Annotated in this window: 10 protein-coding genes; 4 read left to right on the top strand and 6 right to left on the bottom strand. The window is 44.6% G+C overall.

The window, feature by feature from the left end; all coding sequences use genetic code 11:
• Positions 1-57: 57 nt before the first annotated feature.
• Positions 58-2,445 carry a polyprenyl synthetase family protein gene (locus MKY35_RS18095; protein ID WP_342444424.1) on the bottom strand — a complete coding sequence of 796 codons (2,388 nt, stop codon included), beginning with the start codon at positions 2,443-2,445 and terminating at the stop codon, positions 58-60.
• Positions 2,446-2,622: 177 nt separating this feature from the next.
• Here MKY35_RS18095 and MKY35_RS18100 point away from each other — a divergent pair, with 177 nt between their 5' ends.
• On the top strand, positions 2,623-3,192 hold the full coding sequence (locus tag MKY35_RS18100) for a TerD family protein (protein WP_342444425.1): 570 nt from the start codon (positions 2,623-2,625) through the stop codon (positions 3,190-3,192).
• A 43-nt stretch (positions 3,193-3,235) separates the two neighbouring features.
• On the opposite strand, the gene MKY35_RS18105 is transcribed toward MKY35_RS18100, so the two are convergent.
• From MKY35_RS18105 to MKY35_RS18120, 4 genes are all read right to left on the bottom strand, one after another.
• Positions 3,236-4,156, bottom strand: coding sequence for a hypothetical protein (locus MKY35_RS18105; protein ID WP_342444426.1), 921 nt, complete (start codon positions 4,154-4,156; stop codon positions 3,236-3,238).
• Between the two features lie 213 nt (positions 4,157-4,369).
• Positions 4,370-5,311 carry an ADP-ribosylglycohydrolase family protein gene (locus tag MKY35_RS18110; protein WP_342444427.1) on the bottom strand — a complete coding sequence of 314 codons (942 nt, stop codon included), beginning with the start codon at positions 5,309-5,311 and terminating at the stop codon, positions 4,370-4,372.
• Positions 5,312-5,395: 84 nt separating this feature from the next.
• A complete protein-coding gene (locus tag MKY35_RS18115; RefSeq protein WP_342444428.1) occupies positions 5,396-6,484 on the bottom strand; it encodes a hypothetical protein in 1,089 nt (362 codons plus the stop codon).
• Positions 6,481-7,476 (bottom strand): hypothetical protein, encoded by a 996-nt coding sequence (locus MKY35_RS18120; RefSeq protein ID WP_342444429.1) that lies wholly within the window; start codon positions 7,474-7,476, stop codon positions 6,481-6,483. Before MKY35_RS18120 ends, MKY35_RS18115 begins: the two co-directional genes overlap by 4 nt.
• A 182-nt stretch (positions 7,477-7,658) precedes the next feature.
• On the opposite strand from MKY35_RS18120, the gene MKY35_RS18125 reads away from it, so the two are divergent.
• The 3 genes from MKY35_RS18125 (at position 7,659) to MKY35_RS18135 (ending at position 9,808) form a co-directional block, all read left to right on the top strand.
• Entirely contained in the window at positions 7,659-8,309 is a 651-nt protein-coding gene (locus MKY35_RS18125) for a hypothetical protein (protein ID WP_342444430.1), read from the top strand.
• Positions 8,310-8,343: 34 nt separating this feature from the next.
• On the top strand, positions 8,344-8,913 hold the full coding sequence (locus tag MKY35_RS18130) for a DUF1697 domain-containing protein (protein WP_342444431.1): 570 nt from the start codon (positions 8,344-8,346) through the stop codon (positions 8,911-8,913).
• 304 nt (positions 8,914-9,217) lie between these two features.
• Positions 9,218-9,808 (top strand): alpha/beta hydrolase, encoded by a 591-nt coding sequence (locus tag MKY35_RS18135; RefSeq protein ID WP_342444432.1) that lies wholly within the window; start codon positions 9,218-9,220, stop codon positions 9,806-9,808.
• A gap of 55 nt (positions 9,809-9,863) precedes the next feature.
• Here MKY35_RS18135 and MKY35_RS18140 read toward each other — a convergent pair whose 3' ends face one another.
• Positions 9,864-12,656 carry an alpha-mannosidase gene (locus tag MKY35_RS18140; protein WP_342444433.1) on the bottom strand — a complete coding sequence of 931 codons (2,793 nt, stop codon included), beginning with the start codon at positions 12,654-12,656 and terminating at the stop codon, positions 9,864-9,866.
• Positions 12,657-12,660: the final 4 nt, after the last annotated feature.

Raw genomic sequence — 12,660 nt, forward strand, 5'->3', positions numbered from 1 at the left:
CTGTCTCAACGTACAAACACCCCACCACTCCTATGGAGCTATGGGGCACAATTCTTTTTAACGATCCCGGTTCACAATATAATTCATTAAGTGCTTCAGAAAAGCGATATTGCGTGGCACCTCTTTTAATGCTTCCATGGCAAGGCAGTAGTGCTCCCACATTTCTTTACTGGCACCTTCGTAACCAAGGATGGACACGAAATTCGAATTATTGTTATCCGAATCCTGACCCACAGGTTTTCCAAGTAAGAGCGTGTCTCCTTCCACATCAAGCAAATCATCTTTAATCTGAAAAGCAATCCCCATATGATAGGCAAATTTCTGCAAAGCAGCAATCTCCAGCTCCTCGGCCTGTGCGAGCATGGCTGGCATAACGAGACAAGCCTCGAACGCCACTCCTGTTTTGTAAAAGCACATCATATTCAGCTGTTCCAATGTCAAAGCCTTTCCTTTGGAATCCAGATCCATCGCCTGCCCCATACACATATCCTCTGCCTTACGAGCCGAATATTGTATCAAGGCAAGTACAGTCTCAGCATTGAATTGGTTCAGTGACGATTGTTCCCCGATGGCCTTCTGGATCAGATACAGACCAGTTAATTCCGCAGTAGCGCTATTGTGCACCTGATGTAATGTCTGACGTCCTCTACGGGTAGACGCGTTATCCTGGGAAGGCAAATCATCAAAAATCAGGGAGGCTGTATGCATATATTCCAATGATCTTAGAAGAGGCACGATTGCCGAAGCGTCTAAACCATATTCATTCACACCCATGACCCAGGTCAATATAGGACGTATCCTTTTCCCATCCCCCTCAAGACTATAATTGGCAGCATCAATAAGCTGTTCTTTCATGGCCTCGATCCCATGAGGTTTGGTAATCTTCAATTGGTTATTAATCTGGTCACGGACTGTTTTGACCGTATTCATAAAGTCTTCTTTTTCCCTCGAATCGTTCTTCAAATGGGTAATCATCTGGTCCCGAAGCAGCTTATCCAAAAAATCTACATCCTCTGCTTTGCCCACCATCTTCTGGATGAGACGATTAAATTCCGGATTTCCGGATGCAAAAATCCCCATTATTTCATTGTACTTTTCTACACCTACCCGTTCTTTATAACGTTTGAGTCCATTTATTGCACGGTCCAGTATCACCTCGCGAGCCATAGCATCCGAGTCATATACGTTATGGATCAAATTCGAAATGACCGCCCAGTATAGTTCGAAGGGATTGATCAAATCCGATCTTTGATGATGATATTTTAAATAATAGGTATAGGGTGTTACCGCACCGTCCCTCATATCGTCGGCCATATCTGCAAAATCATCAGCAAGCTGGTTATAGATACCATAATAGAATGTTCGTTGCTCAAACCCTCCATCCTCAGGAGCACTAATCACGGAACGGACAATCAAACGGGAAGAAGCAGATTTTAAAATAACGGGTATATAAAGCTCTTCATTGGTGTAATTAGCTCGTGTTAGATCCTTATCCCGGTCGATATCTTGAGAATGAAAGAAAACATAGGACTGCTCGAAAAAGGTTTGCTGTGTGTCTGGCCGCTGATGTGCCTTAATATACTCAAAAGCATCCGAGAGCTCCGAATGGATATAGCGAATGAACTTCATATGATCGCCGGTCCAGTCGCCCAGTTCTGGCACAGATCCGGTAAGAAGCGCGGTACGTATCATATGGGAATATTGTTCTTTCTCTTGAACGGTCAACAGCTGAGAATCGAGAAGATCGTCAATAAAAGGATAGGTCAGCCCATAGGAATACCCAAGCCTGATGGCTTCATCCAGCCTGCGCGAACGTTCAACAGGTAACACGGCTTCGTCCATTTCTTCCATTACATGCAGAATAACCCCAATGATGATTTTAATCAGTTTGCGCTGGGCGTGCTCTGCATCCATTTCCTCAGGAATATGAGAAGATACAGAGTTAAGCTTGTTGATTAGCCAGATTACAGTAGTTTCGATCCCTTCCTTTTGAGACCACCGATACACCCCGGCTAAATTCATAAACTCCGCTTGATCTCTCCTGTTAGCACGGGTGGGTTGAAGCAAATATCTTTTTACGTCAGCAATGACGCGCTGAATCCGGGTCTGTGTGTCGGCAGAATCTAGAGCCTTGCCTAGATCCCTCATGTAAATATAAGAGACACTCCGCTTCAGATAATCATCCAATTTTCCTGTGTAACTCAGCCATTGAATATATCTGTAGTCATCCCGGGTATCCGGCTTTCCCTTATTCCGCGAAAAGAAGGATAACCATGAAGAAGAATGGATATGATTCCTTTTCCATATATGAATATCTTCTGTAAGATAAGTCACATAAGTTTTATCCTTGACCTGATTATAGAGTGATGCAAAATACTGAAGCGCCTTCTGTTCAGCCAACTGATATCCTGTATCGGCTTGAAATTTTTCATTCATATGATGCATTACCTCAACTTCTCATTTTGTTAAACATGGTTGCATTTCTCCCTGAGGGAACGAATTTGGATCATGTTTTTATCTTTATACGGAATAAAGTCTGTGAAGTTACGAATAGATTATATCCTTCTATATATATGCTACAATTTCAGAGTAGAACGAAAATAATGATAAGGAGGCATAACGTTGAGTATTAGTCTAGTTAAAGGACAGAAGGTAGACCTAACCAAAAATAATCCACACTTATCCGTGCTAAAAGTAGGGCTTGGATGGGACCCTATGAGGGGCAGAAACATGGATATTGATGCGTCAGCACTGCTTCTTAATGAGAACGGCAAGCTGACTCAGACGAAAAATCTAGTATATTTCGGAAATAAAAATAGCCCTTGCGGGGCCGTCGTACATAGTGGTGACAACTTAACAGGACATGGTGACGGTGATGATGAAGTCATTACCGTATCCCTCCAACAACTACCACCTGAAGTGCATAGAGTCGTATTTATAGTGAATATATTCCGCTTTTTCAGCTTTGGTAGACGTAAGGATTTCAGTATGGTGGACAATGCTTATATTCGAGTATTGGATACGTCGCAAGATGAAGAGATTCTCCGATACAACTTGACAGAGGACTATAAAGGGATGTGCAGCATCCGTGTAGGTGAAGTATACCGCTATGGAGGAGAGTGGAAATTCGGTGCTATTGGAGAAGGAAGCACCATTACCTCCCTGAATGATCTTGTCAAAACGTATGAATAAGTATTTTTGATGTTAAGGAAAAACCCACGTCTGACGTGGGTTTTTATGCTAACTCTTCAACAGCCACCTGATACAGCAGAGAACCTTCACGGAGCAGCAGACGGTCTTTTCTGAAATCCTGTTCGTGCGGCTGAAGGAACTCTTGCTCGTCATTTAAAAAGCGAATGTGTTGTCCTTTGCTCAAGCTGCCTGGCTTCACATTTTTTTTAAAAACATATTGTCCGTTCTTTCCATACCCGCCGTCGAACAAAAAGTGATACCCATCTGTAGCCATCCCAGAGCAGCCAGAAATGCTCGGATTCATAAACGTAATATTCGTACGATCGCTACCGGAAATGCACCCTAATGAAAAGTCTGAATAGTAATAAAACCAGATTTCCTGTTCGCTAACCACGTTCAAAGCATAGCAATCATGAATGTCTGCCGCTTGGTTCTCATATATTTTGTGTCCCTCTTTATTCCAGGCAACAAGGCCGGAGGACCCCACAGGCTCATTCCAACCATAATTCCCGAATATACCTTCATCAAAATAACTGGTCCAGATCGTACCTTCTTCTGTAACCTGAACACTCTGGATACCGTCTCCAAGCAGTAGTTCATTTATGGTACGGCCTTCATAATCAATGATTTTACCATTTAAATCGTATTGGCCGGTTCCATAATAATGACAACGCGCTCCGACGAGCAGTAGATGATGATGTAGAGGCTGTACATAATGATAGTTAAACTGCTGTCCCTCCACATACACTTCTTCAATATGATCGTCTATAATGAGTATCTTGTAAGTACGTCTCTCTTTAAGAGAGGCAGGCGGGAACATCCCCCGCACTCGTTCCGGGACTTTATCAATTAGCAAAATATACACGCGCCCATCAGGGCCAAATTGGGTTGAAACAATCTCAAACCCTTTAGTATATTTGGAAATATCGACAAATGAATGAAGCTGTTTATTTAGATGTGACAATGTAGTTCCTCCTCTGAAAGATCAGTAAAGTGAAGTATGATTTGTACTGGACTTCATTTTGTCATAACAACATGCTACTGAGGAGGGCGGAAGTATGGCGATATGGATAGTGATCCCAAGAGATGAGGCATCGGCAAAAATATTGGGAACAAAAAAAGCTGGGTTCTGCTTCATAAGAAAAGCAACCCAGCTTGATCTTTATAGATGTCCCTCTTAAAGTGTCTGGCCCTTGTCGGCCTTCTGCCATAAAGCCTCCGTCAGCTCATCAATAGTCTCCTTCATCGCCAGCTTCTCGAGCCAGTGACTCGGGATACCGCTTTGCCCGTAATAAGCTCCTGCAATTTGCCCATACACCGCCCCGGTCGTATCGGCGTCATCCCCCAGATTTACGGCCAGCAGTGCCCCCTCTTCAAACGAAGTCGAATGGTGAAATGCCCACAGCGCAGCCTCAAGGGAACGAATGACATAGCCGGTCCCCTGTATTTCGGGCGGCTCCTTATCCTTGTAAGATCCCTGAATGATTTCTTCAATGGCTGCCGAATAAGCTGGCTGTTCCTGCCGCCGCCACTTATAGCAGATGTCGGCTGATAACATGGATTCTTTGTCCGCTCCCCGCAGACCTGCCACAAGGATTGAAGCAAGCACAGCACAGGCCTCCACACTTTCGACTGCTCCATGGGTGGTTCGCGAGCTCAGCTCGGCGTACATCACTGCCTCTTCCGGACGGTTCGCATAGGCCATGGCAACAGGTGCAAGCCTCATAATCGAGCCATTACCAGCAGTCATGGGGTCAACGGCCCCACTATACGGCTCTCCAGTGGCCTCGAAGCGATGCAGTGCTGCTCTCGTCGCACCACCAATATCAAAGCACGTTCCCGTGCTACTCATATATCCCAGGTGGTACCAATTCGTGTAACGGCGCATTTGGTCTGCTGGATCAAAGCTATCTTTTTGCACCATACTCTCGGCTAAACAGAGCGCCATAGACGTATCGTCCGTCCACTGCCCCGCCTTCAACCCAAATACACCGCCGCCTACGATATCCGTTACAGGTTCAAATGTGCCTGGACTGCTAAATTCTACTGTGGTTCCCAAAGCATCACCCACAGCCAGCCCAACCAGGCATCCCAAAAAACGATCCTTGATCAGTGCCATTTTGATGTACACTCCTTTAATAATTGTTATAGCTAATGCATATATTTCCATATCACTGGAAGGAAGAAAATCTGGTAACGCCATTTATTCGTAGCTTAAGGCTGTACAACCGCTATCTGGATTTAATTCAACGAAAATTCCTGCCTCATGATGGTAAATAAGTGGAAATCGCTCCGTATCTACATATTCGCGCACACCGCTTGAAAGCCACCATACCTGAAGCGGAACCCCTTTCCCCCACAAGAATAATCGGTCGCCAGAAACGGCCATATCCGCTTGGGGATATGGGTAAATCCCGTATTCATCAGGCTTACAATTTAGAGGCGGGATCGCAGGAAACACACGTCGGTACCCTGGCTGAGTCATATCGAATAGGACAACCGCCGGTTCCACTCCTTCCTCTCCCCAATCTTCCTCCTCCAGTAAATCGGCATCCATCTGTCCCCAAACCGCCAATCTATCGGGTCCTGTCCAGCATACTGGCCCATCCCAATCTATGATTTGCCAAAGATGGCGAACTGACGGACCATTCTCCGATTCCCATGAGTTCAGCAGCCAATCCGATAAGGACCAAGTTCGGACTACTCCTAATGGAGCCCATACCCATCCCGTATCCGCAATCCACTTTCCCTCTGGAGAAGCCAGGAGCCTCCCATGAAAATAATCTAGATAATGCTCATCTTTGTTTTCGCTGTTATAAACTGGGGTAGGTCTTGCTGTCAAAAGCCTCCCCGTTTCTACATCCGTCAGATCCAGCCGATTCCATTCCGTCCCATGAACAAGGATACATGCACCGTCTTGATGTACAAAGGCCAGGGGAAACATACTTTTATCGTAGTGGTATTCGTCCCGTGATAATTGCATTTTTTCTTGAGCATGGACTAAATCATACACTGCCGCATGTCGGCCAAATCGATTGGAGATCGCCACGTACTTGCCGTCAGGACTGGTCACCATTTGGACAGGTTGCAGGGGATTAAAATCAGGAATACAAATATGTGTGCATAATTCTGCGCTGCCAGAGCGAAGTTCTAGTCTCCACAGTTCTGCCTGTGTGTTTAGTGCTAGCAGGGTTATGCTTCCCTGAGAGCCACCCTTTAGTGGATGAATGGCCGTAAGACGTCCGATAGTCTGTGGTAAATCGGGTAAAGAAACGTGATGAAATGGCATCATTTAACCCCTTTTAATCTGGATAAATAATAATTTATACCCGTATTTGCGAAGCTGGATTTATCGATAAAAAATCTGATTTCAAGCAATGCAGACAATACTTTCATAAAAACTCCCGGTTTTTTCTTGCAGAATAATTTAAGATATGTAATTTCGCTAGGATTACTTTTGAGAATAAAATAGGAGTAATTCATCAAGATCAAATGGGAGATGAACTGCTCTGTTGGAGATTGATGCTCATTGATACAGTCGATCAGCACCTCTAATACCCTATTTTTATTAGAGTTATAGGCTTGTATAAACATCGTTGCTTCTGCAAACGGCTTGTTGAAATCGTCATACGGAAAATCATATACATCATGACTGCCCAGGATGAAGCTGACCAACTGACCCTGCAAAATTTTTATTTTTCCTAGCGCTGCCCGGGTATCCATATCCATCTCATTTTTGTTAATATGCTCATGCAACATGTCAATTAGAATATGCATATCATACTGTTGTGCGTCTTCCATCCTGTACATCATCTTATTATTTTCAATCGTTAGACGATCATAAATGTCATCCCCTAAACCCAGTTCAAATAAGAGATGGTGAAGAAAAAATAGCCTGTCCTGAGTAAGCGAGAATTCATTCCCTCTCTCTGCTAGATGTGAAACTTGATATTGATAATAAAAACAACATAAGTTTTTTCGGCTATAAACAGCATCTTTATGTATATCAAAAACGTTAAAAATGAGTGCAAGCAATCGAATCAGACGTTCAGCATCCGCTAAGCTTAGAATGGGATGATCCATTTTTGTAAATAGCGACCTGTCAAATAAATCATGCCATCGCACTAAAGAAATATGACTCTGCTCATTTATATTCAGAGTTAATATTCTTAAATTTTGCTCTTGATCAGGATACGAATAAAATAGATATTCATGACTTAAATCAGAAATACGCTCATTAAAGAAGGCTCTTAATTTGTAATCGTATATTTTAGAAAAAGACATTTCTCTCCTCCTTGCAACATTATTTTCGAACTCCTATATTGTAAAATTAATCTGGATCGACTGGCAAGGCGGTATAAATACAGAAACATATGTTCTTCATTTCTATATTATGATATCTTTATGCTAGGAATGAAACGTTATGACGAAGGTCATAGCCTACGATTAGAAAGGAATGAACACCTATGAAACAGCTAAGCGAAGCTCTGACCCGGTTTGTACAACAACAAAACCTGTATAATGCAACCTACGGGCTGTTCCAAGACCACGACATCCAGCCCCGGACGGAGAACCTGACAGATTGCTGGGACAACCGCATACCTATATCCCCTGAGCTTGAGTACCTATATAGCCATTATGAAATGATCGATGCTAAGGCAGCGGGAACACACAAATTAAAAAATGCAGCCGTTGAAATCGGGGATGCTGCTGTTCTCTTTTTTGTCGCACCAGAACATTTATATCGCCAACAGCTGGGCTATCGCTTCATTACATCTGGAGAGCTTGTTCATGAGTCATCTTCGTGGCCCTCCCACCATGTTGTAATTGCCACGTTTAATGATGATCCAGTCATTGTCGATACTAGCGCACCTGCTTCCCCTGTATATGCTGCAATTGAAGGTGGCGCAGCGCAGCAAGTTGCTGACTCTTTAGCTAACTTCTTTACGGCTTTTTCCATCCTGATTGAAGGTGCCTGTACCTTTAAGGGAGAATTGATAGATGAAGATACATACGAAATCAAAGTAGCATATATCGAGCACGTAAAACCATTGCTACATCATTTGTTGGGCGAAAACCAAACCACGTATTTGCTGAATTACCTATCCTTTTGTTAGAAATCCTATTGGTTAAAGAGAGGTGGGGCTTTTTATGATCTATATCGCATTACTGCGGGGCATTAATGTGGGCGGCAATAACAAAATCGAGATGAAGAAGCTCAAGCAAACGTTTGAACATGCAGGTATGGGGCATGTGACAACTTACATTAATTCTGGAAACATTATTTTTTCCAGTCAGGAGCGGCCCAACCAGGAGCTATCACTCATACTGGAACAGGCGATTCTGGAGGATTTTAGCTTACCCATCCGCGTCATCGTCCGTAATATGAAGGAGATTCAGAGCATTATGGAGGCACTGCCGAATGAATGGTCTAATGATACACAGATGAAAAGTGATGTAATGTTCCTGTGGGATGAAATTAACGATATTTCCGTTCTGGACAAGCTTCCTTTGAAACCGAGTATTGGACATGTCATCTATACGACCGGGGCCATTCTGTTTTCTGTCAGCAAAGAACAAGTCACAAAAAGCGGGTTAACAAAATTAGTCGGCACCAAGCTGTATCAGCAAATGACGGTGCGGAATGTGAACACAGCACGGCAGATTTATAAGCTGATGCAAATGGCTGAACAGGAAGAGTTGCAGGATTTGGACGCATAACTGGATTACGAAAGCAATCTAGTAGAGTCTGCTCACTGCCCTCCATACAACAAAAATGAAGCAGATTACAAAACGTGATGCTATATATATCAGTAGAAAGCGTTTAAATTTATAAGTCAAATTCCAGTACTGCAAAAATAATGAATATAATAATAGGCACATTCATCCATCGACTTGCTACGTAAATCAACAATTTTAGGTACTCATAAGCATTGGATGTTTGGTAAACTAGAGAGGGATTTTTACATGAAGTGGGACACATATGCAAACTAAGATCTAAACACTGGATGATGGGGGAGAACGTATGGTGACAAATCTACAAAATCAAAAACAAGTATATATAATCCACGGATACACAGCTTCGCCAACAGATCATTGGTTTCCTTGGTTACAAGACAAATTACAGGAAGACGGGGTTTCGGTAAATATACTAGAAATGCCCAACTCGCAAGCACCCAAGCTTAATGAGTGGATTGAGCATCTACTACAAAATATTAAAGTTCTACATAAAGACACCTATTTTATTGGACATAGCTTGGGTTGTGTATCCATTTTAAGGTACCTGCAGCAAGTAAATATCCCGGAACCACTGGGTGGTGGAATTTTCGTTTCCGGTTTTGCTGACCCAGTGCCAAGCCTACCATCATTAGATGAGTTTACAAATGACCATTTGAGTTATCAGCAAATCATGGATTCACTAGGGGCACGTGTAGTTATAGCTTCAAAGGACGACGCAATTGTCCCCTTTGCACTTAGTAAGAAACTAGCGGAAGATATGCAGGCTGATTTCCACGAACTAGATCATGGGGGGCACTTTTTACAGAGTGACGGTTTTACTACCTTACCGATGGTACATCAAGTGTTAATTGAAATGATGAATGAGAAGCCCCGATGATAAGTTATTTCATCGGGGTTTATTATCATTTGCTTTGGTCTTCTTCTCTTTATTGTTAAGTCTTCATTTTTAAACCCAGTGTGATAATTTCATGCGGCTTTACAGACTGAAGTAACTCATTAGAAGAATCCATTACGATGTCTTCTCCTTGTTCTTCGAGGATATTACTTTTATAAAAATCGTACTGCCGCCGCCCGGGCTTGATAATTAGTTCGGCTATATTATGACTCATATTGTACCAGCGCAACAGTACATCCCCCGACAGCTCATTCATTTTCATAGAGGAAAAGGCAAGCTCCGTGCTTTGCCAATCAAACGGCGCATAATCTGGAGCAACTACACCCGCATGAATCCCAGTTTGTTTTACAATCCAAGGAATTTGGTATTGATAGGCTTCTGTATACGCGCCGGACTGAATACCGTCGCCATCATGTGGAATGATTTCCAGACGGGCGGTGTGCTCACCTAGGCACTGCGCTTCAGGTGTCGGGAACCATCCCCAATCACCCAGCTCGCCAACTGAGCGAAGCAGCGTTACTGCAATCGTGTTACGTCCATCACGCATGATTTCATATTCATTCAACCCGAGATTGGATACGGTCAGACCCGCCTGCTCCCCGCTTACATCCACAAACGCCTGCTGATGCTGTGTATTGCTTGGGTTTTCCCATTCAGGTGCAGGTTCATTGTCCCGGATTGCAATTTCAAACATGGAGTCCACCCGATGCTCAGCAGAAGCTATATCTGTTGGAAACAGAGCACGCAGTCGGTGATCCTTGGCTTGGTTGTTGAAGGTGGTTTCCATGGAAACACCCTTGCTGTTGCGAGATAAAGAAATGACGGTCCGTATCGTCAGCGGAACGGTCTGTCGGGAGCGCTGAGACTTGCGGTACGGATAATAAACCAGCTCTCGCTGCTCTTGCTCCAGCATTTCATCCGCAGAGGCCGGTATTTCCCAATGATGGATAATCTCCATGGATGCCAGATAAGGTGTATCTTCAAGCACACGGATGTCCGCGATCAAATCTTCGGTGGTCAGCGCCTGCTCTCTCTCGGGCTGTCTGAACATATACTCGTTGCCGATATCACCCACATTTTCATATACGCCAAGGTCTTTGTAGCTGCGGCCTGTACGCTTATCCGTCAGGGTAAAAGAGCCGTTATCCGCTATTTTGACGTGAAGCAGAGCATTTTCCATCCTTCGACTGCCATGAAAAAGGGAAGAGGAATCCGTCTCGACATTGCTTCTCAGCCAAGCATAGGTTTTTAAGCCTAGCAGGGGCACACGTTCAACCTCAAAGGTAAGGCGTACCCGACGAGACATGTAAGGCTGGCGGAATCGATCATCCGGCAAATCATAACCGAACTGTAGCCCGAGGTCCTCCACCTTGCATGCCACCGGACACCCTTCACTGTCCACCAGTACGCGTCCGGAAAGATCCACTTTCTTCGCCCGATGAGCAGCCTCCTCAAGCGTGTGTCCTTCATGGAAGTACACACGAACCACTTCGAGTTCTGCCGACACTATACCACTGCGTTCCCAGCCTGACGTATTAAAAATCACGAGCGGCAACGCATCTTCTCCAAAGCGACTGAAGCCCGTCGTATCCACTGCTTGCGCAATGACCTCTATGCTTTCATCCACAATGCTCTCGGCTACATGACGGCTCTTATCGAACCGGGTCACCATCTCACGGTGCACCTCGTCCACACTACAGCCGCAAATACTGTCATGTGGATGGTTCTGCATCAGTGTTTTCCAGGCATAGGTGAACAAATGATGAGGGTAAGCCTGCCCCAACAGATGCGCAAAGGTCGCAAGCGGCTCAGCCACTTTTTCCAGCATCACTTGTCCCAACTGGTTCATCTGTTTCAAATACACCCGGGCAGAAGCCGTATTTACCAGCGTTCCCCAGCCGTCTGTGCGCTGACTGCGAAACTCTCCCTTTACTGACGAGAGTTGCCTTTGGGAAGCCTGTTTCAGAGAAGTCAGATAATCGTTGAAATTGGAATGAACAAACTCGATATCTGGATAAAGCTTCTGTGCCGTACGGATGGCTTCTGGTAAATCAAGCTGTAAAGGCTGATGATCGCAACCGTTCATGAATAGCAGCTCGCCAGTTGATGCATATTTTTGCGCATCATCCAGTTTACGCTTCCAATAAACCTTGGCTTCCACCTCATCTACCGGAACCTCATTGCCATTGGAATACCAGTTGGCAAATAAAATACCGAGTACCTCCGAGCCGTCTGGCCCCGTCCATAACAGTTCCGAAAAGGAGGACTCGTAGCCTTTATCCGATACCGTATTGTTAAACCCTGTCGGCTTTACGCCCCTTCCAAAGAAAACATTCGTTATCCCCGACTGTTGCATGAACTGCGGAGTCTGCCCAGCCAGACCAAACGTATCGGGGAAGTATCCGATCTTGGACGGATTGCCGTAACGTTCGGCATCGCGGTGCCCAATCTGCATATTGCGTACATTGGCTTCGCCGCTGGTCAGAAAAGCATCCTGCAAAATGTACCAGGGTCCGATAAAAATACGACCATTGCGAATATGCTGCTCCAGCCGTTCCTTTTGCTCGGGCCGAACCTGTAGATAATCCTCCACAATGATCGTCTGCCCGTCCAGATAAAAGCTTTTATAATCCGGGTCCTGCTCCAGCTTATCCAGCAGAGAATCCATCAGGCTAATCAGGCGCATATGGTGCTTCTCATAAGGTAAATACCACTCCCGATCCCAGTGGGTATGTGAAATAATATGTGCTGTCGTCTTGCTCCCCGTGTATGTGTCTACTTCCCTGCTTATCGCTTGATTGTTGAATGATGCATCCCTTTGCTCGCTCATTGTA

The organism is Paenibacillus sp. FSL L8-0638 (assembly GCF_038593075.1).
In the GTDB taxonomy this organism is placed as follows: Bacteria; Bacillota; Bacilli; order Paenibacillales; family Paenibacillaceae; genus Paenibacillus; species Paenibacillus polymyxa_D.

Bases quoted from the DNA above. Each gene is read 5' to 3' on its own strand.
- MKY35_RS18110 (WP_342444427.1), bottom strand. From the start codon at position 5,311: ATGGCACTGATCAAGGATCGTTTTTTGGGATGCCTGGTTGGGCTGGCT.
- MKY35_RS18095 (WP_342444424.1), bottom strand. From the start codon at position 2,445: ATGCATCATATGAATGAAAAATTTCAAGCCGATACAGGATATCAGTTG.
- MKY35_RS18135 (WP_342444432.1), top strand. From the start codon at position 9,218: ATGGTGACAAATCTACAAAATCAAAAACAAGTATATATAATCCACGGA.
- MKY35_RS18115 (WP_342444428.1), bottom strand. From the start codon at position 6,484: ATGATGCCATTTCATCACGTTTCTTTACCCGATTTACCACAGACTATC.
- MKY35_RS18140 (WP_342444433.1), bottom strand. From the start codon at position 12,656: ATGAGCGAGCAAAGGGATGCATCATTCAACAATCAAGCGATAAGCAGG.
- MKY35_RS18130 (WP_342444431.1), top strand. From the start codon at position 8,344: ATGATCTATATCGCATTACTGCGGGGCATTAATGTGGGCGGCAATAAC.
- MKY35_RS18125 (WP_342444430.1), top strand. From the start codon at position 7,659: ATGAAACAGCTAAGCGAAGCTCTGACCCGGTTTGTACAACAACAAAAC.
- MKY35_RS18120 (WP_342444429.1), bottom strand. From the start codon at position 7,476: ATGTCTTTTTCTAAAATATACGATTACAAATTAAGAGCCTTCTTTAAT.